This is a genomic window from Streptomyces sp. NPDC053560, from assembly GCF_044544605.1.
Classification (GTDB): domain Bacteria; phylum Actinomycetota; class Actinomycetes; order Streptomycetales; family Streptomycetaceae; genus Streptomyces.
The window spans coordinates 492,070-514,454 of the sequence record NZ_JBITXI010000002.1 but is presented as its reverse complement, the minus strand read 5'-3'; the positions used below and the strand labels follow the sequence as shown (position 1 = coordinate 514,454).

Genomic DNA, 22,385 nt, shown 5'->3' with positions numbered 1-22,385 from the left:
AGACACGTGCGATGGAAGAACCTCAAGGAGCAGACCGTGTACGAGAACCGCTGGTTCCGGGTCAATCTCGCCGATGTGGAACTCCCGGACGGGCGGCATCTGGACCACTACCTGATCCGCATGCGGGCGGTGGCGGTGGCCACGGTGGTCAACGAGGCCAACGAGGTGCTGCTGCTGTGGCGGCACCGTTTCATCACCGACGCCTGGGGCTGGGAGCTGGCCGCGGGGGTGGTCGAGGACGGCGAGGACGTGGCCGTCGCGGCCGCCCGTGAGATGGAGGAGGAGACGGGCTGGCGGCCCGGCCCTCTCCAGCACCTGATGACCGTGGAGCCGTCCAACGGCCTCACGGACGCCCGGCACCACATCTACTGGTCCGAGGAGGCGGAGTACATCGGCCACCCCGAGGACGACTTCGAGTCCGACCGGCGCGAGTGGATCCCGCTCAAGCTGGTGCCGGACATGGTGGCGCGGGGTGAGGTGCCGGCCGCCAACATGGCGGCGGCGCTGCTGATGCTGCACCACCTCCGCCTGGGCTGAGCGCCCCGCCTGGGCTGAGCGCCCCGGCCGGGCCGGCCGCCACTGGCGCGGCCGGCCCGGCCGACGGTCAGGGCGCCAGAACCTGCCACACGGCGACCGCCAGGGCCGCGATCCCGGTGAGCGCGGCGACGGACGGCAGCGGCCACCGTCCGTGTTCGATGCGGGTGAGCCTGCTGTGCAACTCGTCCGCCTCGCGCTCGTACTGCTCGGTGCGCTGGGCGAGCAGCGCGAGCTGGCCGTCGACGCGAGCCGTGCGCACGTCACAGCAGCGTCTGAGCTCGGCCACGTCGCTGGTCACTGGGTCGGTATCTGGGTGGGCGGTCACGGTCCGCTCCTCATTCCTCTCGGTTACTCGGTGTTTTCCTTGCTACTGACAGTGAACTCCTTTGCGGGGAGGGGCGGGAGAGTGTGCGGGAGGAATATGCGTGTCAACGTCGCACACCCCGTGTGAATCCGGTGCCCCAGGCGTCCCCGCCGGGGGTGCGCGGGCCGCACACGGGGTGTGAACCGCGCACTCGAAGCGGGCCGTTTCACACGGTGCCGCGCACGGTGGCGGTGGAGTTGACTCGGAGATGCCACGGGGGCAGCAGCCGGCGGGCCGGGCGCCCCGCCGGCGGTGTCCGGCGCCGTCTTTCCCCCGAGCGGCGGCGGACGGCCGGACGGCCCACGCCTACGGATGCCGTCCGGCGCCCCCGTGGAACGACGACGGCCCGTGCCGCTCCGTGAGAGAAGGAGCGGCACGGGCCGATGCGCGCGCGGGAAGCCGGTACGCGGGTGCCGGCCGGATGCTCAGTACGGGTAGAAGCCCGAGCCGGTCTTGCGGCCCAGGCGGCCCGCGTCGACCATCCGCTGGAGCAGCGGGGGAGCGGCGTACAGCGGCTCCTTGAACTCCTCGTACATCGAGTCGGCGACCGAGGCGACGGTGTCGAGGCCGATCAGGTCGGACAGCTTCAGCGGGCCCATCGGGTGGGCGCAGCCCAGCTCCATGCCGTTGTCGATGTCCTCGCGGCTGGCGATGCCCGACTCGAACATCCGGATCGCGGAGAGCAGGTACGGGATCAGGAGCGCGTTCACGACGAAGCCGGAGCGGTCCTGGGCGCGGATGGCGTGCTTGCCCAGGTGGTTCTCTACCAGCGCCTCGGCGCGCTTGATCGTCTCCTCGCCGGTGGTGAGCGCCGGGATGAGCTCGACCAGCTTCTGCACCGGGGCCGGGTTGAAGAAGTGGATGCCGATGACCTGCTCGGGGCGGTTGGTCGCGACGGCCAGCTTCACCAGCGGGATGGAGGAGGTGTTCGAGGCGAGAATCGCGTCCGGACGCGTCACCACCTGGTCGAGCACCTGGAAGATCTCGGTCTTGACCTGCTCGTTCTCCACGACGGCCTCGATGACCAGGTCACGGTCGGCGAACTCGCCCAGGTCGGTCGTGAAGCTGAGGCGGTCGAGGGTCGCGTCGCGCTCGGCAGCGCTGATCTTGCCGCGTTCGGCGGCCTTGCCGAGGGAGTTGGTCAGGCGGGTGCGGCCGATCTCAAGGGCCTCGCCGGTGGTCTCGGCGACCATGACCTCCAGGCCGGACCGGGCACATACCTCCGCGATGCCGGCGCCCATTTGGCCGCAGCCGACCACTCCGACGCGTTCGATGTCGGTCACATCGTGCCTTTCGCTGATCTTCGGGACCGGCGGGAGCCGTAAGGGTCCGACGCCCGCCTCGGCCCCGACGTTACTCCGCGCGCTGGTGCGCAGGGGCGGGCGGGGCGGGCATTCTGAGCGAGGAGAGCCTCATTTACCGGACGGATTGGGGTGGCGGCATGCGACGAATAGGGAAAATCACCCGAAGAGGATTTGCCGTGGCAGCGCTGGGGGTGGCCTCCTCGGCGCTGTGGACACCAGGGGCCGCGGCGAGCACCCCCGGCGGCGCCGCCGAGACCGCGGGCCGGCGGCGGGAGCCGGGGGGCGGGAACAGCCACCGTCCGGAGTTCCGCGGGATGTGGCTGGCGACCGTCGCCAACCGCGACTGGCCTTCCAAGCCGGGCCTGACCGCCGCGCAGCAGCAGGCCGAGCTGACGGCCTACCTCGACAAGGCGGCCGCCGCCAAGCTGAACGCGGTGCTCTTCCAGGTGCGCCCCACGGCCGACGCGTTCTGGCCCTCGCCCCACGAGCCGTGGTCGCAGTACCTCACCGGCGTCCAGGGCCGCGACCCCGGCTGGGACCCGCTGGGCTTCGCCCTCCAGGAGGCGCACGAGCGCGGCCTGGAGCTGCACGCCTGGTTCAACCCGTACCGCATCGCCAACCACGCCGACCCGTCGAAGCTGATCGCCACCCACCCCGCCCGGCTGCACCCGGACTGGGTGCTCTCCTACGGCGGCAAGCTCTACTACAACCCCGGGCTGCCGGAGGTCCGCGCCTTCGTCCTCGACGCGATCATGGACGCGGTGCGCCGCTACCCCGTGGACGGCGTCCACTTCGACGACTACTTCTACCCCTATCCGGTCGCGGGCCAGACGCTGAACGACGACGCGGCCTACGCGCGGTACGGCGCTGGTTTCCCGGACCGCGCGAGCTGGCGCCGGGACAACATCGACCGGCTGGTACGGGAGCTGGGGGAGCGGGTCCGGGCGACCCGGCGCACCGCCCGCTTCGGGGTCAGCCCGTTCGCCGTCTGGCGCAACAAGGCGACCGATCCGACGGGCTCCGACACCCGAGCGGGCGTACAGACGTACGACGATCTCTACGCCGACACCCGTAAGTGGGTCCGCCAGGGGTGGATCGACTACATCGTCCCGCAGGTCTACTGGAACATCGGCTTCGCCGCCGCCGACTACGCCAAGCTCGTGCCGTGGTGGGCACAGACCGTGGACGGGACCCGGGTCCATCTCTACATCGGCGAGGCGCTCTACAAGGCGGGCGACCCGGCGCAGCCCGCCCCCTGGCAGGATCCGGTCGAACTCTCCCGCCACCTCACCTTCGACGACCGCTACCGGCAGGTGCGCGGCAACGTCTACTTCTCCGCCAAGGAGGTGGCCACGGACCCCACCGGGTCGATGGCCCGGGTGGTGGCCGACCACTATCCCTCCCGAGTGCGGCCACCGCGCTGACGGCCCGGCGGGCCCGGTGTCCGGCACGCCGATGGCCGGTCGCGACCGGCGCCCGGAGCGGCCGCCGGGCCTAGACTGGCCGTACGGGCGCGGCCCCCAGCGGTACCGGCAGCGCGCCCCTGACGGCTGCGGCCGGCGTGTCCGGGCGCACCCCGACCATCCGGATGTGGAGGTCACCTCTGATGCACGCTGAAAAGGGCGACCGATTGCTGGTGCACGGCAGGATCGTCGGGCAGCGGGACCGGGTCGCCGAGGTGGTCGAAGTGCTCGGCGAGAGCGGGAAACCGCCGTACCGCGTCCGCTTCGAGGACGGCCACGAAACGATCATGTCGCCCGGCCCCGACACCGTCGTACGGCACCCGGACCAGGCGACCGGCTGACAGCGGCCGGCGCGGGGGCGGCGGACGAAATCCGTTCGACGTCCCCGGGCCGGTCTGCCAGGCTCCGGCCATGATCCCCACATCCGGCCCGGAGCTGCCTGCCCCCGACGGCTACGAGATCTCCACCGACCCCGCCCGCCTGGACCGCGCCCTGGTCCACCACTGGCTGGCCACGGACGCGTACTGGGCGCTTGGCAGGACCCGCGAGCGCCAGGACCGGGCGATCGACGGGTCGCTCAACTTCGGGGTGTACGCGACGACATCGGGCCGGCAGGCCGGGTACGCCCGCGTGGTCACCGACCACACCACCTTCGCCTGGCTCTGCGACGTCTACATCGACCGCGCCGCGCGCGGCTGGGGGCTGGGCGCCGCGCTGGCCACCGCCGTCCGCGACCACCTCGCGCCCTGCGGCCTGCGGCGGATCATGCTCGCCACGCAGGACGCGCACGGCATGTACGAACGCGTCGGGTTCCGGCGGATCACCGACCCCGAGAAGTGGATGGCGCTCGCCGTCACCGGGACCGCCGCGCCCGCCGCCGGGGCGGAACATCACACTCCGGCGGTCGATACCGAACTTGCCCCGTAAATATGTGAGTTGAGGGGGTACGCAGCGGCGGCGGCGCTCTTACCATCACCGAATGACTGTTCGTCTCACGCTGGTCGCTGCCGGGCGCAGCTCCTCGTTGCTCGAAGCCCGCTTCGACGACGACCGGCCGCTGGACGCGATGGGGTGGCACGAGGTCGAGCGGGCGGCGCCCGCCCTCGGCCCCCTGGCCGCCGCCGAGCTGCGCTACTGCTCGCCCGCGGCCCGCAGCCGCGAGACCGGCGAACTGCTCGGCTTCACCCCACTGGTCCAGCCCGCCCTACGGGACTGCGACATGGGCCGGTGGCGCGGGCGCACGCTGCGCGATGTGGCGGCGGCCGAGCCCCAGGCCGTCGACGCCTGGCTCGCCGACCCCCGTGCGGCGCCGCACGGCGGCGAGTCCCTGCTGGCGTTCATCACCCGCGTCGGCGGCTGGCTGGACACCCGCCCGGTCGGCGACGGCGGCAGCGCCCTCGCCGTGGCCGAGCCCGGCGTCATCCGCGCCGCCGTCATCTACGCCCTCCGAGTCCCGCCCCACGCCTACTGGCACCTGGACGTCCTCCCCCTCTCCGTCACCACCTTCCACGGCCACCCCTACTCCTGGACGCTGGTGCTGTCGTCCTGACCGTTTCGCCTCGCACGGGCGGGAGCGGACTGCGGGCCCTCAGCCCAGCCGGCGCACCGGCTCTCCCGCGACGAACGCTGCGATGTCCTCCACCGCCTGCCGGAAGTAGCCCTCGTAGTTGCGCCGCGTCACATAGCCCAGGTGCGGGGTGGCCAGCAGGTTCGGCAGCGAGCGGTACGGGTGGTCGGCGGGCAGCGGCTCCTGGTCGAAGACGTCGGTCCCGGCTCCCGCGATCCACCCCTCGCGCAACGCCGTCGCGAGCGCGTCCTGATCGACGATCGCGGCCCGTGAGGTGTTGACGAGGTACGCCGTCGGCCGCATCCGCTTCAGCTCGGCCTCGCCGAGCAGCCCGCGCGTACGCTCCCCGAGCACCAGGTGCACGGAGACGAAGTCGCTGCTCTCCAGCAGCTCTTCGAGGGAGCCGGCCCGTCGCGCCCCCACTTCCTCCGCCCGCTCCGCGGTGAGGTTCTGGCTCCAGGCCGCCACGTCCATCCCGAAGGCCTGTCCGACCGCGGCGACCCGCGCGCCGATCTTCCCCAGGCCCAGCAGGCCGAGCCGCCGCCCGTAGAGGTCGGCCCCCACCGTGCTCTGCCACGGACCGCCCTCCCGCAGCGCGGTGTTCTCCCGGACCACCCCGCGGGCGAGGCCCAGCAGCAGCGCCCAGGTCAGCTCCACGGGCGGCTCGGTGTTGCTGGCCGTGCCGCACACGGTCACGCCGTGCCGCGCGGCCGCCGCCAGGTCGATCGAGGCGTTGCGCATACCGGAGGTGATCAGCAGCCGCAGCTTGGGCAGCCGTGCGAACAACTCGGCGGGGAACGGCGTCCGTTCCCGCATCACCACGAGGATCTCGCAGTCCCCGACCGTCTCGACGAGCCGCTCCCGGTCGCCGATGTACTCGCGTACCACCCGCACGTCGACGTCGTCCGCCACCGTGCTCCAGTCCGCCATGGACAGCGCGACTCCCTGGTAGTCGTCGAGCACCGCACACCGCAGCTTCATCTTCCGCCCCTCCTGTAGCTCATCGGCCGCGTCCCGCCCAGTCTCACCCACCGGCCCCCGCGTCCCTCCGGACCGTCTGCCAGATTCGTTCCCGGTTTTGGGTGAACCTTACAAGAGCTGACCGCGAGACTCCGTTGATCATGGCACCTGGACGCTCGGCAACTCACTGGCACAGTGGCGAGTGACCTGGCGATCTGCCGCGCGGTTGGACCGTCGATCGCGCGGCCGGTTGTTGTATCTCTACGACAAAGAGGGTGCGCCCATGAGTGTGGACACCGACAACGTTCTGGTCACCGGCCTGGGGGCCACGACACCGCTCGGCGGGGACGCCGTGTCGACCTGGAACGCGATGCTGGCGGGCCGGTCCGGCATCGGGCCCATCGAGGAGGAGTGGGCGGCGCAGCTGCCCGGGCGGATCGCGGGCCGGCTCGCGGCCGAACCGTCCGAGACGCTGGACCGGGTGCAGGCCCGCCGGATGGACCGCTGCGAGCAGGTCGCGCTGGTCGCGGCGCGCGAGGCGTGGGCCGACGCGGGCACGCCCGACGTCGACCCCGAACGGCTGGCCGTCGTGATCGGTACGGGCACCGGCGGCGCGCTGACCATGCTCGGCCAGGACGACGTGCTGGAGGCCTCCGGAGTCCGCAGGGTGTCGCCGCACACCGTGCCGATGCTGATGGCGAACGGCCCCGCCGCCTGGGTCAGCATCGAACTCGGCGCCCGCGGCGGCGCCCACACCCCCGTCAGCGCCTGCGCGTCCGGCGCCGAGGCGATCGCCATGGGCGCGGACCTGATCCGGCTCGGCCGCGCCGACGTGGTCGTGGCGGGCGGCGCCGAGGCATGTGTCTGCGCGCTGACGATGGCGGGATTCGCGCAGGCCAAGGCGCACTCGACCCGCAACGACGAGCCGCAGCGCGCGTCCCGCCCCTTCGACGTGGACCGCGACGGCTTCGTCATCGGCGAGGGCGCCGCCGTGGTCGTCCTGGAACGCGCCGGATTCGCCGCCGCCCGGGCCGCCCGCGCGCACGCCACCCTCGCGGGGGCCGGCGTCACCTCGGACGCCTTCCACATCACGGCCGCCCACCCCGAGGGCCAGGTCCGCGCCATGCGCCGGGCGCTGTCCGAGGCCGGGCTCGCGCCGCAGGACATCGGGCTCGTGCACGCCCACGCGACGTCCACGCCCAAGGGCGACCTGGCCGAGGCACAGTCGGTCACGGAAGCGGTGGGCACCCACCCGGCCGTCACCGCCACCAAGTCGATGACCGGCCACCTGTTCGGCGCCGCCGGCTCCCTCGGCGCGCTCGCGACGATCCTCGCGGTACGGGACGGCGTCGTCCCGGCCACCCTCAACGTCGACACCCTCGACCCGGAGGTGAAGCTGGACGTCGTGACCGGCACCGCGCGCCGCACCGCCGTACCCGCCGCCCTGACCAACTCGTTCGGCTTCGGCGGCCACAACGCGTCGCTGGTCTTCACCCCGGCCCCCTGACGGCGGGCCCACGCGCCCCGGGCCCGACATAATCCCCGGCCCGGGCACCGGGGCGCGTGCTACCGTCGGCCCGCAGACCGAGTGACGGTACCGAGTGACGAGGAGGTGAGTCGATGACTGTCGTGGAGACCGCCGCTGTGCGCGGCGCCCGGGCCATCCTCACTTCCCGGGTCCCGGCCTGACCCGCGCCACCCCACCGGTGCCGCCGGGCACGCCTCCGTGCGTACCGGGACCCTGATCACGAGGGCTTCCACCTTGTCTTCAGCTATTTCCGAGAACGGAACCCGTATGACCGGCACCACCGAGACCCCTGACACCCCCGGTACCACCGCCTGGACCACGCGCCCCGAGACCCCCGGGGATGTCGCCGCCGTCCGCGCGGTCAACCTCGCCGCCTTCCCCGGGGCCGAGGAGGCCGACCTCGTCGACGCGCTGCGCGCGGACCCCGGGGCCTGGCTCGACGGTCTGTCACTGGTGGCCGAGGCCCCGGACGGCACGGTCGCCGCGCACGCCCTGCTCACCCGCTGCCACGTCGGCGGCCGGCCCGCGCTCGCGCTCGCTCCCTGCGCGGTGCTCCCCGCGCACCAGCGCCGGGGCGCCGGCTCGGCCGTGATCCGCGCGGCGCTGGACGCCGCACGGGCGCGGGGCGAACACCTCGTCGTCGTCCTCGGGCACCCCGGCTACTACCCGCGGTTCGGCTTCGTGCCCGCCTCGCGCTGGGGCATCAGCGCGCCGATGGAGGTGCCGGACGAGGCGCTGATGGCCCTGCCGCTGGACGCGGCCGCGCCGGACGCGCGGCCCGTGCCCGGCGGCGTCATCCGGTACGCGGCCGCCTTCGGCCTCTGATCAGGCGCTGACGGGGACCCGGGGCTGACGGGTATCAGGCGCTGACGGAGATCCGGCGCTGACGGGACAGCCCCGCGGCCGGCGGGCGCGGATCCGCGGCCGCGGGGCGTACGCCGCTCAGCCCGCCAGTGACCCCAGGAGGGCCCAGGTGCGGAGCCGGTCGGCATCCCCGGCGATCTCCGTGCCGGTGAAGACGACCTCGGTCGCCCCGGCGTCGCGGTAGCGCCGTACCTCCTCGGCGACCGTCCGCTCGTCGCCGATCACCGCGACGTCGACGGCCCGTTTGCCGCCGGACAGCTCGATGACCCGGGCGTAGGAAGGGATCTGCTCGTAGAAGGCGAGCTGTTCGGTGGCCGTCTCGCGCACGGCGTCCACGTCGTCGGTGACCACGCCGTGCACCAGCGCCACGATGCGGGGCGCGGGCCGGCCGGCGGCCTCCGCCGCCGCGGTGACGGCCGGGACGATGTGTTCGGCCAGGGCACGCGGGCCGGCGAGGTACGGCAGGATCCCGTCCGCCAGTTCGCCGCTGGCCCGCAGCGCCTGCGGCCCCATCGCGGCGACTAGCAGGGGTACGCCCGCGTCGGCGCCGGGGACGCGGGCGGGGATCGGAGTGGCGGCGGTGAGCAGCTCGCCGTGGAAGTCGGCGGTGCCGGTCTCGGTCAACTGCCGGAGCGCGGTGAGGAATTCGCGCAGCCGGGCGACGGGGCGCTCGAAGGGGAGCCCGAAGCCCCCTTCGGTCAGGAACTTGGTGCCCAGCGCGAGCCCGAGGTGGTAGCGGCCGTGCGTGGCGGCCTGCGCGGTGAGGGCCTGCCCTGCGACGGTCAGGGGGTGGCGTCCGAAGACGGGGATCGCGGACGTGCCCACCTGGAGGCCGGGCACCGCACGCCCGACGATCGCCGCGAGCTGCGGCGAGTCGGCGCCGAAGGTCTGCCCGAACCAGGCGGACCGCAGCCCCGCGGCCGCGGCCTCCTCGGCCAGCCGTACGGAGGCGTCGATCTGGTTGTCGGTATCGGTCGCGTTGAGTGCTACTCCCACTGTCATGTACCGAGAACCGCCCCCGGCCGGTCGCCCATTCCGCCCGTACGTGAACGTTGCCTGTCGGTCATGTGAACCCGGCCGGCGAGCGGCCGCGGCCGTCAAGTGGCGGACTACGCGCGGCCGGTGGAGTTTTCGGTGGGGGCGGCGACCTCCCAGGCCGCCTCGATCATCCGGAAGACCTCGTCCACGGCGGCCTCCGGGTCGGCCGCCTCCCGGGCCAGCGCGTAGGCGTCGATCACGAACCTGGCGATCGCCCGGCCGGCCGTCGTGGTCGGTGACAGGCCGGGGTCGTCGGCGATGGCCGCGGCGAGGGACTCCGCATGGCGCAGTCGCATCGAATCCTCGTACTCCCGCAGGGCGCGTGATTCGTCGATCAGGCGCCGGACCGGGCCGGCGCCGTCCGCGGTGCAGTGGCGCACCATGGCGTGGATCTCGCGGCGCAGCGCGGGGACGAGCGGCTCGTGCGGCGCCCGGCCGGTGACCGCCTGCGTGAGGCGTTGCTCGAAGTTCTCGTCCTGCTCGAAGACCAGGGCCTCTTTCGAGGCGAAGTGGGAGAAGAGCGTGGTCACGGCCACGTCGGCCTCGGCGGCCACCTCGCGGATGCCCACCGCGTCGTATCCGCGTTCCTGGAAGAGTCGCAGGGCGGCGTCGGCGATCTTCTGGCGGGTCGCGGCCTTCTTGCGCTCACGGCGTCCGGGCGGCTCGGTCATGCCCTGACGCTACCAGATGCAAAACAATAACAACTCTAAAAAGCTAACAGTTAGTGTTACGGTCGCCGCATGAAGAACATGAAGAAAGTGAGCTTCGCCGAGTTCGGCGGTCCGGAAGTGCTGCAACTGATAGCCGCCGAGGAGCCTCACGCGGGCCCCGGTCAGGTACGCATCGCCGTGCGAGCGGCGGGCGTGAACCCCGTCGACTGGCGGATCCGCGAAGGCCAGGTCCTGGGGGCCCATCCGACCGAGCTGCCCTCGGGGGTCGGGCTGGACGCCGCCGGGGTGGTGGACGAGATCGGCGAGGGAGTCGAAGGGGTCGAGGCCGGCGACCACGTGTTCGGCGAGGGGGCGAGCACCTACGCCGAGTTCGCCGTGCTGTCGGCCTGGGCCCGGATGCCCGAGGGTCTGACATTCGAAGAGGCGGCCGGGTATCCCTCGGTGGTGGAGACCGCGCTGCGCATCATCCGCGAGGTCGGTGTGCGGCCGGGGCAGACGCTGCTGGTCAGCGGGGCGTCCGGGGGAGTCGGGTCGGCGGTGCTGCAGATCGCCCGCGACCGCGGCATCACGGTGATCGGTACGGCCGGGGCCGCGAACCAGGACTATCTGCGGAGCCTGGGTGCCCTTGCCGCGACGTACGGCGAGGGCTGGACCGAGCGCGTGCGGCAGCTCGGTCCCGTCGACGCGGCCCTCGATCTGGCCGGCTCGGGCGTGATCCGCGAGCTCGTCGAGCTGACCGGGGACCCGGGCAAGGTGGTCTCCATCGCCGACCTCGGAGCGCCAGGGCTCGGCGTGCGGTTCTCCGGCGTGGCGGGGAGCGTGCCGGACGCGCTCGCCGAGGCCGCCGCCCTCATCTCGCGCGGAAAACTCCACATCCCGGTCGAGAAGACGTACTCACTCGCCGAGGCGGCGGCCGCGCACATCGACAGCCGGGCCGGTCACACCCGTGGGCGCCGGGTCATCGTCATCTGAAAGCCGGCCGGCGACGCTCGACGGCCGGCCGGCGTCGCCCCGGGCGGAATCCGGGGGCGGCGCCGGCCGCGCGGGGCTCACCTGTCGGGGTGGGTGTCACTCGGGCTTGGCCGCGGGGGCGAGGACGCAGAACTCGTGGCCCTCCGGGTCGGTCAGGCAGGTCCACGGGACGTCGCCCTGGCCGAGGTCGAGGGCGGTGGCGCCGAGGGCGCGCAGCCGGGCCACCTCGGCCGCCTTGTCGTCGCCGGGGTACGGCAGCAGGTCGATGTGCATGCGGTCCGGCACGGTCTTCCCGCCGGGCGCGCGGAGGAACTCCAGATACGGGCCGACGCCCTTGGCGGAGCGCAGTACCGCACGCTCGTCGGTCACCTCGTGGACGGCCCAGTCCATCGCCTCGCCCCAGAACCGGGCCATGGCGCGCGGATCCACGCAGTCGATCACCACCGCGGCGACCGGCCCGGTGTCCCGGTAGATCTCCCGCGGCTCCAGTACGCAGAACTCGTTGCCCTCGGGGTCGGCGAGGACCGTCCACGGCACGTCGCCCTGGCCCACGTCGACGGGCGTCGCACCGAGCGCCTTGAGGCGCTCGACCCACTCCGCCTGGTGGGCCGCTGAGGTGGTGGCGAGATCGAGGTGCACACGGTTCTTCGCCGGGGTCTTGGGTTCCGGGACGGTGACGATGTCGATGCAGAGGGCGGTGGCGTCCGGCCAGACGAAGTCGCCGCCCGGTTCCACGTTGGTCACGCCGGGTCCCTCGCTGGACACACCCCAGCCGAGTGCCTCCGCCCAGAAGCCGCCGACCACCGCGTCATCAAGGGCCTTTATGTTCACGTTGACCGGTCGCAATGCCATGCCGGCGATCCTATGGACCCGCTCCCCGACGCCGTCCGGTCGTTGCCGAACAGTGATCAACCCCGGGATGTACGGCCGCCTTGCATGACCGCGTTGCATAAAACTTCACTGGTCCGTATAGTCATGCCATCGATGAGGAGGATTCGATGACTGTACGAGCGGCGGTGGCCGGGGCCAGCGGATATGCGGGCGGGGAAGTCCTGCGTCTGCTGCTGGCGCACCCCGAGGTCGAGATCGGGGCGCTGACCGGGAACTCCAACGCGGGGCAGCGACTCGGCGCGCTCCAGCCGCACCTGCCGCCACTGGCGGACCGGGTACTGGAGCAGACCACCACCGAGGCGCTGGCCGGGCACGATGTCGTCTTTCTCGCGCTGCCGCACGGGCAGTCGGCGGCCGTGGCCGAGGAGCTGGGCCCGGACGTGCTGGTCGTGGACTGCGGCGCCGACTTCCGGCTGACGGACGCGGCGGACTGGGAGAAGTTCTACGGTTCCCCGCACGCCGGTACCTGGCCGTACGGCCTGCCGGAGCTTCCCGGGGCGCGCGCGGCGCTGGAGGGGTCCAAGCGCATCGCCGTCCCGGGGTGTTACCCCACCGCCGTCTCGCTCGCGCTGTTCCCGGCGTACGCGGCGGGACTGGCCGAGCCGGAGGCCGTGATCGTCGCGGCGTCCGGCACCTCCGGCGCGGGCAAGGCCGCCAAGCCGCACCTGCTCGGCTCCGAGGTCATGGGCTCGATGAGCCCGTACGGCGTCGGCGGCGTGCACCGGCACACCCCCGAGATGATCCAGAACCTCAGCGCCGCGGCCGGCGAGCCGGTCAGCGTGTCCTTCACGCCGACCCTCGCGCCGATGCCCCGCGGCATCCTCGCCACCTGCACGGCCAAGGCCAAGCCGGGCCTGACCGCGGAGGACCTGCGCGCCGCGTACGAGAAGGCCTTCGGCGACGAGCCCTTCGTGCGGCTGCTGCCCGAGGGGCAGTGGCCCGCCACGGCCGCCGTGTACGGCTCGAACGCGGCGCACCTCCAGGTCGCGTACGACGCCGCCGCCGGCCGGATCATCGTGATCTGCGCGATCGACAACCTCGCGAAGGGTACGGCCGGAGGCGCCGTACAGAGCATGAACATCGCCCTCGGACTCCCCGAGGACACGGGACTTTCCACGATCGGAGTCGCGCCGTGACGGTTACGGCAGCCAAGGGATTCACGGCGGCGGGCATCGCCGCCGGGATCAAGGAGAACGGGAACGCGGACCTCGCCCTCGTGGTGAACAACGGCCCGCGACTGGCCGCCGCCGGCGTCTTCACCGCCAACCGCGTCAAGGCGGCGCCGGTCCTCTGGTCCCAGCAGGTCCTCAAGGCCGGGCAGCTCGGCGCCGTCGTGCTGAACTCCGGCGGGGCCAACGCGTGCACCGGGCCGAAGGGCTTCCAGGACACCCACGCGACCGCCGAGAAGGTCGCCGAGGTGCTCGGCCAGAACGCCGGCGAGGTCGCGGTCTGCTCGACCGGCCTGATCGGCGAGCTGCTGCCCATGGACAAGCTGCTCCCCGGTGTCGAGAAGGCGGCCGGTGAGCTGAGCCCGCACGGCGGCGAGAAGGCCGCCATCGCGATCAAGACCACCGACAGCGTGCACAAGACCGCGGTCGCGGAGCGCGGGGGCTGGGTCGTCGGCGGCATGGCCAAGGGCGCGGGCATGCTCGCGCCGGGACTGGCCACCATGCTCGTCGTGCTCACCACCGACGCCGACGTACCGGCGGCGGACCTGGACAAGGCGCTGCGGTCCGCGACCCGTACGACCTTCGACCGGGTGGACTCCGACGGCTGCATGTCGACCAACGACACCGTGCTGCTGCTCGCCTCGGGCGCTTCCGGCACCACCCCGGCGTTCGACGAGTTCGCCGAGGCGGTGCGGGAGGTCTGCGACGACCTCGCGCGGCAGCTCATCGGCGACGCCGAGGGCGCCAGCAAGGACATCCGCATCGAGGTGATCAACGCGGCGAGCGAGGACGACGCCGTGGAGGTGGGCCGCTCCATCGCGCGGAACAACCTGCTCAAGTGCGCCATCCACGGTGAGGACCCGAACTGGGGCCGGGTGCTGTCCGCCATCGGCACCACCTCCGCCGCCTTCGAGCCGGACCGGCTGAACGTCGCGATCAACGACGTCTGGGTCTGCAAGAACGGCTCGGTGGGGGAGGACCGCGACCTGGTCGACATGCGCTACCGGGAGGTCCGTATCACCGCCGACCTCGCCGCCGGGTCCGAGTCCGCCGTCATCTGGGCGAATGACCTCACCGCCGACTACGTCCACGAGAACAGCGCGTACTCCTCATGAGCGAGCAGCCCACCCCCGCAGGTTCGGGGGCCACCCGCAAGCACACCGCGCTGCCCAAGGCCCGCATCCTCATCGAGGCGCTGCCCTGGCTCACCCGGCACCACGGCAAGACCGTCGTCATCAAGTTCGGCGGCAATGCCATGGTCGACGAGGAGCTGAAGGCCGCCTTCGCGCAGGACGTCGTCTTCCTGCGGCACGCCGGGCTGCGCCCCGTCGTCGTGCACGGCGGCGGCCCGCAGATCAGCAAGCAGCTCGACGCGCTCGGCATCGAGTCGGAGTTCAAGGGCGGGCTGCGGGTCACCACGCCCGAGGCCATGGACGTCGTCCGGATGGTGCTCGCCGGGCAGGTCCAGCGCGAGCTGGTCGGGCTGCTCAACCAGCACGGGCCGCTCGCCGTCGGCATGACCGGCGAGGACGCCCACCTGATGACCGCCACCAAGCACTACGCCGACATCGACGGCGAGCTGGTGGACATCGGCCGGGTCGGCGAGATCTCCGCCATCGACCCGGGCGCCGTCCAGGCCCTGCTCGACGACGGCCGGATCCCGGTGATCTCCTCCGTCGCCCGCAGCGCGGACGACGGCCACGTCTACAACGTCAACGCCGACACCGCCGCCGCCGCGCTGGCCGCCGCGCTGAACGCCGAGACGCTGATGGTCCTCACCGACGTCGAGGGCCTGTACGAGGACTGGCCCCACAGCGACGAGGTCATCTCCCGGCTCACCGCCACCGAGCTGGAGAAACTCCTCCCGGACCTGGCCAGCGGCATGGTGCCCAAGATGCGCGGCTGCCTGCACGCGGTACGCAACGGCGTGCACACCGCCCGGGTGATCGACGGGCGCGTCCAGCACTCCATCCTGCTGGAGATCTTCACCGACGAGGGCATCGGCACGATGGTCCTGCCGGACGCAAAGAACGACACGGACGAGGGGGCAACGGCATGACGGACGGCGCGAGCAACACGGACCTCACCCGGCGCTGGCAGGGCGCCATGATGGACAACTTCGGCACGCCCCGCATCCCGCTGGTGCGCGGCGAGGGCACCAAGGTGTGGGACGCCGACGGCGCCGCGTACCTGGACTTCCTCGGCGGCATCGCGGTCAACGCACTCGGCCACGCGCACCCGGCCATCGTCCGCGCGGTCTCCGACCAGGTCGCCACCCTCGGCCACGTCTCGAACTTCTTCGTCGCCGAGCCCACCGTGGCCCTCGCCGAGCGGCTGCTGCGGATCGCCGGCGGCCGCCCGGGGCGGGTGTACTTCTCCAACTCCGGCGCCGAGGCCAACGAGGCCGCCTTCAAGATCGGCCGGCTCACCGGACGCACCCACGTCGTCTCCACCGTCGGCGGCTTCCACGGCCGCACGATGGGCTCCCTCGCGCTGACGGGCCAGCCCGCCAAGCAGGACCCCTTCCGGCCGCTGCCCGGCGACGTCACGTACGTCCCGTACGGCGACACCGAGGCACTGAAGACCGCCGTCACCACCGACACCGCCTTCGTCATCCTGGAGCCCCTCCAGGGCGAGAACGGCGTCGTCGTGCCGCCGGACGGCTACCTCCGGGCCGCCCGCGAGATCACGGCCGCCACCGGCACCCTGCTCGTCCTGGACGAGATCCAGACCGGCATCGGCCGGACCGGGCACTGGCTGGAATCCCAGGCCCAGGGCGTCGTCGACGCCGACATCATCACCCTCGCCAAGGGCCTGGGCGGCGGCCTGCCGATCGGCGCGACCCTCGCGTACGGCAAGGCCGCCGAGCTGCTCACCCCCGGCGCGCACGGCTCCACCTTCAGCGGCAACCCGGTCGTCTGCGCCGCCGCGCTGGCCGTCCTGGACACCATCGAGGCGGACGGGCTGCTGGACCACGTGAAGCAGGCCGGGGAGCGGCTGCGGGCCGGGATCGAGGCGCTGGAACACCCGCTCGTCGGCTCGGTCCGCGGTGCGGGCTTGCTGCTGGGTATCGTCTTGAGCGGGCCGCACGCGCCGAAGGTGCAGCAGGCCGCACAGGACGCAGGGCTCCTGGTGAACTCCGTCGCACCGGACGTGGTCCGGCTCGCGCCGCCGCTGATCGTCTCCGACGCTGAAGTGGACACGTTCCTCCAGAAACTCCCCGGCGTCCTCGACGCGGCCGTCGAGGCGGCCGACGGGGAACGACGAGCCGGAGACTGACAGAGACGATGACCGAGGCGCAGGACAACGATTCGCTGCACGGCCCCGCCGTGCCGCAGACCCGGACCGCCCGGCACCGCCGGATCGTGGACATCCTCAACCGCGAGCCGGTGAGGTCGCAGAGCCAGCTGGCCAAGCTGCTGTCCGACGACGGGCTGAGCGTCACCCAGGCGACGCTCTCCCGCGACCTGGACGAGCTGGGCGCGGTGAAGATCCGCAACACCAACGGTGAGCTGATCTACGCGGTGCCCAGCGAGGGCGGCTTCCGCACCCCCAAGGCACCGCTGGGCGAGTCGGCCAAGGAGGAGCGGATGCGCCGCCTCTCCGGCGAGCTGCTCATCTCCGCGGAGGCGTCGGCGAACCTGGTGGTGCTGCGCACCCCGCCCGGCGCGGCCCAGTTCCTCGCCTCGGCCATCGACCAGGCCGAACTGCACGTCATCCTCGGCACCATCGCCGGTGACGACACCCTGCTGCTGATCAGCCGCGACCCGGACGGCGGCCAGGCACTCGCCGACCACCTCCTCCGACTGGCCCAGAAGAACGGCTGAACCGGCCCGGCCCACGCACGGCCGAGCCCGGCGCACGAACGGCCCGCTCCCCTCGGGGGGGCGGGCCGTACGCGCACCGGCGGGCGCTCGTGCCCCCGCCACACCGGCGTGTCCGGCGGCCCCCGAAGCCCTCCGAGGAACCGGCCGTCACTGAAGGCTCTCGAAAACCGCCCGGCCGTGGCAGAGTGTGCCGGACACCCGCCCGGGTACGGCGAGCAGCCGGTACGCCCGGGCGGCGGGGCGGACGGGAGGCAGCGGCATGGACCGGCGGATGCGGCCGGCGGACGCCTTGCGGGCACTGCTCGCGGTCCTCGCGCTCGTCCTCGGTGGGCTCAGCCCCACCGCGGCGGCCGCCACCACGGCCCCGTACGCGGACGGTGCCCCGTACGCCGCAGTGCACCCGGCAGGACCCCCGCACGCGCACGACGGCTCCGCGTACCCCGCGAACCTGCACGCCGTCCTGCGCACCACCGGCCGTACCGCACCGGCCGAGCAGCACGTGGCCCATCCGGTCCCGGGCCTCGGCCCGGCCGGCCATGCCGCACCCCGGCCGCTGGCCCTGTCCCGGCTGCCGGTACGCGGGGACACCACCGGCCGGCAGCAGTTCTCGGCGGGCCTCCGGCCGGCCCGCGCCCCGCCCCTCTCCCACAGGTGAACACCTCCCACCACGGCACACCCTGACCCGGCCGCCGGCCGGGGCGGCGTCCGCCGTGTCCCCGCCGCGCCCGTACGGAACGGCCGCGGCGTCCACCGCCGTGCCCGCACGCCCCGCGTAGCGGCACGGATCCCCGTCGCGCCCGTACGCCACCGGCGCGACCGCCTGTTGGAGGCACCCGCCCATGAACCGCGCTTCGAGGCTGCGCGCGCTGCTCGCGCTCGCCGTCCTCGCCCTGTCGCTCTACCTGACCCTGACCCATTCGCCACGCCTCGGACTCGACCTGCGCGGCGGCACCCAGATGGTCCTGGAAACCCGGGACACACCCACCACCAAGGCCGGCCGGGAGGCCACCGAACGCACCCTGGAAGTCCTGCGCCGCCGCGTCGACGGCCTCGGCGTCTCCGAACCGAACCTCGCCCGCTCCGGCGAGAACCGCATCGTCGTCGAACTGCCCGGCGTCCAGGACCCGCGCGAGGCCGCCCAGGTCCTCGGCCGCACCGCCCAGCTCACCTTCCACCCCGTACGCGGCACCCAACCGGCCGACTCCCGGGAGCAGGGTCCCAAGGACGAGCGCACCCTGCGCGACGAGTCCGGACAACCGCTGCGCGTCGGCCCGGCCGCGCTGACCGGCGAGCAGGTCGACGGCGCCGAGGCCGGCTTCGACGCCGAGCGCGGCAGCGGCTGGTACGTCAGCGTCGACCTGCGCGGCGACGGCGAACGCAAGTGGGCGAAGCTCACCGGGGAGGCCGCCTGCAACCCGGCGGGCGACCCGGCCCGCCGCGCCGCCATCGTCCTCGACGACAAGGTCATCTCCTCCCCGCAGGTGAACGAATCGGTGGCCTGCGGCACCGGCATCACCGGCGGCGCCACCCAGATCACCGGCGGCTTCACCCAGCAGGAGGCGCAGGACCTCGCGCTGCTCATCAAGGGCGGCGCACTGCCCGTCCCGGTCGAGCTGGTCGAACAGCGGACCGTCGGGCCGACGCTCGGCGCCGACGCCATCGAGGCCAGCGCCCAGGCCGCGGCCATCGGCATCACCCTCACCGCGCTCTTCATCATCGTCGTCTACCGGCTGCTCGGCGCCCTCGCCGCGCTCGCCCTGGCCTGCTACGCGCTGATCTCCTACGCCGCGCTGCTGGCGCTCGGCGCCACGCTCACCCTCCCGGGCCTGGCCGGCTTCGTACTGGCCATCGGCATGGCCGTCGACGCCAACGTCCTCGTCTTCGAACGGGCCAGGGAGGAGTACGCGGCCGGGCGAAAGAAAAAGCGGCGCGGCGGCGCGGACAACGGCGCACGGCCGAACATCCGCACCGCCCTCACCGCCGGCTTCCGCAACGCCTTCAGCGCCGTCGCCGACTCCAACATCACCACCCTGCTCGCCGCAGGACTGCTGTTCTTCTTCGCCTCCGGGCCGGTACGCGGGTTCGGCGTCACCCTCTCCATCGGCGTCCTCGCCTCGATGATCAGCGCCCTGGTCGTCACCCGCGTCCTCGCCGAATTCGCCGTCGGCCGGGACCTCGTACGGGCCGCGCCGCGGATCACCGGGCTCGCGAACGAGGGCCGGGTACGCACCTGGCTCACCCGCCGCTCGCCCGACCTGATGCGCCACCGGCGCCGCTGGCTCGCCGGCTCCGCACTCGCCCTCGTCCTCGCCGCCGGCGGCATCGGACTGCGCGGCCTGGAATTCGGCGTGGAGTTCACCGGCGGCCGGATGGTCGAGTACACCACCGCCACCCGGGTGGACCCGGGAGCGGCCCGCACGGCGCTCGCCGACGCCGGCTTCCCGCGCGCCGTCGTGAACTCCTCGGGCGACGGCGGCCTCACCGTACGCACCGAGAAACTGACCGCCGCGCAGGAGGGCGAGGTCCGGGCCGCTGTTGCCGGGCTCGGCGGAAAGACCGAGAAGGTACGGGACGAGCTGGTCGGCCCGAGCCTGGGGGACGAACTGCGCCGCAACGCGATGATCGCCCTCGGCGTGGCGCTGCTCGCCCAGCTCGGCTACCTCGCGGTCCGCTTCCGCTGGACCTTCGGCGCCTCGGCCGTGGCCGCCATGGCCCACGACGTGCTCATCCTGGTCGGCGTCTTCGCCTGGCTGGGCAAGCCCATCGACGGCGTCTTCCTGGCGGCGCTGCTCACGGTGATCGGCTACTCCGTCAACGACTCCGTCGTGGTCTTCGACCGGGTGCGCGAGCTGTGGGGCGCGAACCGCCGGGCCCGGTTCGACCGGATCGCCAACTCCGCGATCCTGCAGACCCTGCCGCGCACGGTGAACACGGGCATCGGCGCCGTCCTGATCCTGGCCGCGCTGGCGTTCCTGGGCGGGGACACGCTCACCGACTTCGCGGTGGCGCTGCTGATCGGCATCGGCGTCGGCACGTACTCGTCGCTGTTCACGGCCATGCCGCTGGCCATCTCGCTGGAGGCCCGCAGCGCGGCGCCGCCGCCCCGGCCGGTCGGACGCCGCGGGCCCGCACCGTCCCTGACCGGGCCACGCCGCCGCGCGGGCGCGGGCCGCACGGACGACACGGGCGCGGTGGTCTAGCCGTACGGAAGACACCGGCGCGGCGGTCCAGTCACACGGAAGCCACGACCCCGGCGTGGTGGCCCGCACCGCCGCACCGCCGAGGGCGCGGTCCGTCTCCCGTACGGCCCGCGCCCCACCTCAAGGCCGCGCCCCGCCCCGGGGGCGGGGTGGCCGCCTCAGGGCCGGGGTCCGCCTCAGGGCCGGGGCACCTTCGCTTCAGGAGCGGGGGCCCTCCGGTGCCGATACCGCTGTCGCGCCGGTCCCCGTGGCGGCCGTTTCCGCGACGGCCGTCCCCGGGGCGTCGGCGGGCGGGCCGGCCGGCGCTTCGGCGGCGGGTCCGCCCCGGCCGCGCCGCCGGTACGCGCGCACGCCGTACGCCGCGAGCACGACCACGAGCGTGATGGCGCTGGCCGCGAAGTCCATACGGGTGGAGGGCAGCACGGCCATCGTGACGATCACCACCGTCATCGCGGCCACCGTGAACCAGCTCAGGTACGGGTACCACCACATCCGCAGCTGGAGCGACTCCGGGGCCTCGCGCTCCAGGCGGCGGCGCAGCCGCAGCTGGGAGAGGGCGACGAGCAGGTACACGAAGAGGGCCACCGCTCCGTAGGAGTGCACGATGAAGGAGAAGACGGCGTCCGGCGAGACGTACGCGATGATCACCGAGACGTAGCCGAGGGTGGTCGCGAGGAGGATCGCGCGGCGCGGCACGCCCCGCTTGCTGAGCTTGGTCAGGCCGCGCGGCGCGTCGCCGTTCCGGGTGAGCGCGAAGACGATGCGGGAGGCGCTGTAGAGGCCCGCGTTGAGCGAGGAGAGCACGGCGACCAGGACCAGGACCCGCATCAGGGTGCCCGCGGAGGGGATGCCGATCTCCTGGAGCGCCGCGACGTACGGGCCGTCGGCCACGTCCGGCTTGTTCCACGGCACGATCGCGATGACCAGGAAGATCGAGCCGACGTAGAAGAGCAGCACGCGCAGGACGACGGAGTTGGTGGCCTTGGCGACGTTGCGGCGCGGCTCGCTGGACTCCGATGCCGCCAGCGCGGCGATCTCGGCACCGGTGAAGAAGCCGACCGCGGGAATGACGGCGGCGAGCACCGGACCGATGCCGTGCGGCGCGAATCCCTGATGCGCGGTCAGATTCGATACGTCGGCGTGCGCGCCCGGCCACATTCCCAGGACGAATACCAGGCCGAGGACGAGAAATACGGTGATGGCGGCGACCTTGATGGAGGAGAACCAGTACTCGAACTCCCCGAAGGACTTCACCGAGAACATGTTGACCGCGGTGAGGATGACCATCAGGCAGAGGCTGATGACCCAGAGTGGAATGCCCGGCAGCCAGACGTGCAGCTGACTCGCGCCGGCGACCGCTTCCAGCGCCACCACGTTCACCCAGAAATACCAGTAGAGCCAGCCGATGGTGAATCCGCCCCAATTGCCCAGGGCGAGGCGCGCGTATGCGTAGAAGGAACCGACCGAGGGACGGGCCACCGCCATTTCGCCGAGCATCCGCATGACCAGGATGACCAGCCCGCCGGCCAGCATGAACGAGATGATCGCGGCCGGCCCGGCGTCCTCGATGACCACGCCGCTGCCGACGAAGAGCCCCGCGCCGATGACGCCGCCGAGGGCGATGAGCCGCATATGGCGTTGTTTCAGTTCACCGCGCAGCCCCGCGCTTTCGGTGGCTTCGGTGTTGGCTTCGGTGTTTTTCTCTCCCACGGAGACCCCATTTCCTCGGGTGATCGGCATTGTCGGGGATGATGGCCGCCCGGTGAACTCCGGAGAAAGCGCCAGAAACCAGCGATATCGCGGTACCAGAGGGGAGCCTAGAACGCGCGCATGACGCGCGTGTTGCATCGGCATTGCACGATGATCGTTTTCGCGCACACCAAGGGGAGGGCTGCACCGAGGGAGGCGGGCGCATCCGCCCCGCCTCCCTTGGGTAACCCCCTGTTGGGGGGGCGGGGGTGTTCGAGCCGGCACGTATGTGCCGCGGCGTCAGCCGTATACCGATGGCGCCGGCCCCGTACGCTCGTGGC

At 72.7% G+C, this 22,385-nt stretch carries 22 protein-coding genes; 15 read left to right on the top strand and 7 right to left on the bottom strand.

The features are described from left to right. The first annotated feature begins 6 nt into the window (after positions 1–6). Positions 7–537, top strand: a complete 531-nt coding sequence (locus ACIGQF_RS05595; RefSeq protein WP_399705864.1) for an NUDIX hydrolase — start codon at positions 7–9, stop codon at positions 535–537. Between the two features lie 67 nt (positions 538–604). Here ACIGQF_RS05595 and ACIGQF_RS05590 read toward each other — a convergent pair whose 3' ends face one another. Together ACIGQF_RS05590 and ACIGQF_RS05585 are read right to left on the bottom strand one after the other, a co-directional pair. Then, positions 605–862, bottom strand: coding sequence for a hypothetical protein (locus tag ACIGQF_RS05590; RefSeq protein WP_361564994.1), 258 nt, complete (start codon positions 860–862; stop codon positions 605–607). A 464-nt stretch (positions 863–1,326) separates the two neighbouring features. Further along, the gene (locus ACIGQF_RS05585; protein WP_399705861.1) at positions 1,327–2,184 is read right to left on the bottom strand and encodes a 3-hydroxybutyryl-CoA dehydrogenase; all 858 of its coding nucleotides are present in this window, start codon (positions 2,182–2,184) and stop codon (positions 1,327–1,329) included. A gap of 158 nt (positions 2,185–2,342) precedes the next feature. Between ACIGQF_RS05585 and ACIGQF_RS05580 the strand changes: the two genes are divergently transcribed. From ACIGQF_RS05580 to ACIGQF_RS05565, 4 genes are all read left to right on the top strand, one after another. Next, positions 2,343–3,629: a glycoside hydrolase family 10 protein gene (locus ACIGQF_RS05580; RefSeq protein ID WP_399705859.1), complete on the top strand. Its 1,287-nt coding sequence runs from the start codon at positions 2,343–2,345 to the stop codon at positions 3,627–3,629. Positions 3,630–3,811: 182 nt separating this feature from the next. Continuing rightward, positions 3,812–4,009, top strand: a complete 198-nt coding sequence (locus ACIGQF_RS05575; RefSeq protein ID WP_399705856.1) for a DUF1918 domain-containing protein — start codon at positions 3,812–3,814, stop codon at positions 4,007–4,009. A gap of 70 nt (positions 4,010–4,079) precedes the next feature. Beyond that, entirely contained in the window at positions 4,080–4,595 is a 516-nt protein-coding gene (locus ACIGQF_RS05570; protein ID WP_399705853.1) for a GNAT family N-acetyltransferase, read from the top strand. Between the two features lie 52 nt (positions 4,596–4,647). Continuing rightward, a complete protein-coding gene (locus tag ACIGQF_RS05565; RefSeq protein WP_399705850.1) occupies positions 4,648–5,217 on the top strand; it encodes a histidine phosphatase family protein in 570 nt (189 codons plus the stop codon). A 39-nt stretch (positions 5,218–5,256) separates the two neighbouring features. Here ACIGQF_RS05565 and ACIGQF_RS05560 read toward each other — a convergent pair whose 3' ends face one another. Continuing rightward, positions 5,257–6,216, bottom strand: a complete 960-nt coding sequence (locus ACIGQF_RS05560) for a D-2-hydroxyacid dehydrogenase family protein (RefSeq protein WP_399705848.1) — start codon at positions 6,214–6,216, stop codon at positions 5,257–5,259. Between the two features lie 262 nt (positions 6,217–6,478). Here ACIGQF_RS05560 and ACIGQF_RS05555 point away from each other — a divergent pair, with 262 nt between their 5' ends. Then, positions 6,479–7,702 (top strand): beta-ketoacyl-[acyl-carrier-protein] synthase family protein, encoded by a 1,224-nt coding sequence (locus ACIGQF_RS05555; protein ID WP_399705846.1) that lies wholly within the window; start codon positions 6,479–6,481, stop codon positions 7,700–7,702. Positions 7,703–7,990: 288 nt separating this feature from the next. Then, positions 7,991–8,548, top strand: coding sequence for a GNAT family N-acetyltransferase (locus tag ACIGQF_RS05550; RefSeq protein ID WP_399705843.1), 558 nt, complete (start codon positions 7,991–7,993; stop codon positions 8,546–8,548). A gap of 117 nt (positions 8,549–8,665) precedes the next feature. Here ACIGQF_RS05550 and ACIGQF_RS05545 read toward each other — a convergent pair whose 3' ends face one another. Both ACIGQF_RS05545 and ACIGQF_RS05540 read right to left on the bottom strand, forming a co-directional pair. Continuing rightward, on the bottom strand, positions 8,666–9,589 hold the full coding sequence (locus ACIGQF_RS05545) for an LLM class F420-dependent oxidoreductase (RefSeq protein WP_399705841.1): 924 nt from the start codon (positions 9,587–9,589) through the stop codon (positions 8,666–8,668). A 107-nt stretch (positions 9,590–9,696) separates the two neighbouring features. After that, positions 9,697–10,296 carry a TetR/AcrR family transcriptional regulator gene (locus tag ACIGQF_RS05540; RefSeq protein ID WP_399705839.1) on the bottom strand — a complete coding sequence of 200 codons (600 nt, stop codon included), beginning with the start codon at positions 10,294–10,296 and terminating at the stop codon, positions 9,697–9,699. Between the two features lie 78 nt (positions 10,297–10,374). Here ACIGQF_RS05540 and ACIGQF_RS05535 point away from each other — a divergent pair, with 78 nt between their 5' ends. After that, entirely contained in the window at positions 10,375–11,268 is an 894-nt protein-coding gene (locus ACIGQF_RS05535; protein WP_399706377.1) for an NADP-dependent oxidoreductase, read from the top strand. A gap of 96 nt (positions 11,269–11,364) precedes the next feature. Here the strand turns inward: ACIGQF_RS05535 and ACIGQF_RS05530 are convergent, their stop codons facing one another. Next, on the bottom strand, positions 11,365–12,120 hold the full coding sequence (locus ACIGQF_RS05530; protein ID WP_399705838.1) for a VOC family protein: 756 nt from the start codon (positions 12,118–12,120) through the stop codon (positions 11,365–11,367). Between the two features lie 146 nt (positions 12,121–12,266). On the opposite strand from ACIGQF_RS05530, the gene argC reads away from it, so the two are divergent. The 7 genes from argC (at position 12,267) to secD (ending at position 20,355) form a co-directional block, all read left to right on the top strand. Continuing rightward, on the top strand, positions 12,267–13,295 hold the full coding sequence (gene argC, locus ACIGQF_RS05525; protein WP_399705836.1) for an N-acetyl-gamma-glutamyl-phosphate reductase: 1,029 nt from the start codon (positions 12,267–12,269) through the stop codon (positions 13,293–13,295). After that, positions 13,292–14,443, top strand: coding sequence for a bifunctional glutamate N-acetyltransferase/amino-acid acetyltransferase ArgJ (argJ, locus tag ACIGQF_RS05520; protein WP_399705833.1), 1,152 nt, complete (start codon positions 13,292–13,294; stop codon positions 14,441–14,443). The genes argC and argJ overlap by 4 nt, the downstream gene beginning before the upstream one ends. After that, positions 14,440–15,387 (top strand): acetylglutamate kinase, encoded by a 948-nt coding sequence (argB, locus tag ACIGQF_RS05515; protein WP_399705830.1) that lies wholly within the window; start codon positions 14,440–14,442, stop codon positions 15,385–15,387. Before argJ ends, argB begins: the two co-directional genes overlap by 4 nt. Further along, entirely contained in the window at positions 15,384–16,607 is a 1,224-nt protein-coding gene (locus ACIGQF_RS05510; RefSeq protein WP_399705827.1) for an acetylornithine transaminase, read from the top strand. Before argB ends, ACIGQF_RS05510 begins: the two co-directional genes overlap by 4 nt. Before the next feature lie 8 nt (positions 16,608–16,615). Next, positions 16,616–17,155 carry an arginine repressor gene (locus ACIGQF_RS05505; RefSeq protein ID WP_361565035.1) on the top strand — a complete coding sequence of 180 codons (540 nt, stop codon included), beginning with the start codon at positions 16,616–16,618 and terminating at the stop codon, positions 17,153–17,155. A 259-nt stretch (positions 17,156–17,414) separates the two neighbouring features. Continuing rightward, a complete protein-coding gene (locus tag ACIGQF_RS05500; protein ID WP_399705823.1) occupies positions 17,415–17,810 on the top strand; it encodes a hypothetical protein in 396 nt (131 codons plus the stop codon). A 184-nt stretch (positions 17,811–17,994) separates the two neighbouring features. Next, a complete protein-coding gene (gene secD / locus ACIGQF_RS05495) occupies positions 17,995–20,355 on the top strand; it encodes a protein translocase subunit SecD (RefSeq protein WP_399705822.1) in 2,361 nt (786 codons plus the stop codon). Between the two features lie 198 nt (positions 20,356–20,553). Here secD and ACIGQF_RS05490 read toward each other — a convergent pair whose 3' ends face one another. Continuing rightward, positions 20,554–22,065, bottom strand: coding sequence for an amino acid permease (locus tag ACIGQF_RS05490; protein WP_399705819.1), 1,512 nt, complete (start codon positions 22,063–22,065; stop codon positions 20,554–20,556). Between the last annotated feature and the right edge of the window lie 320 nt (positions 22,066–22,385).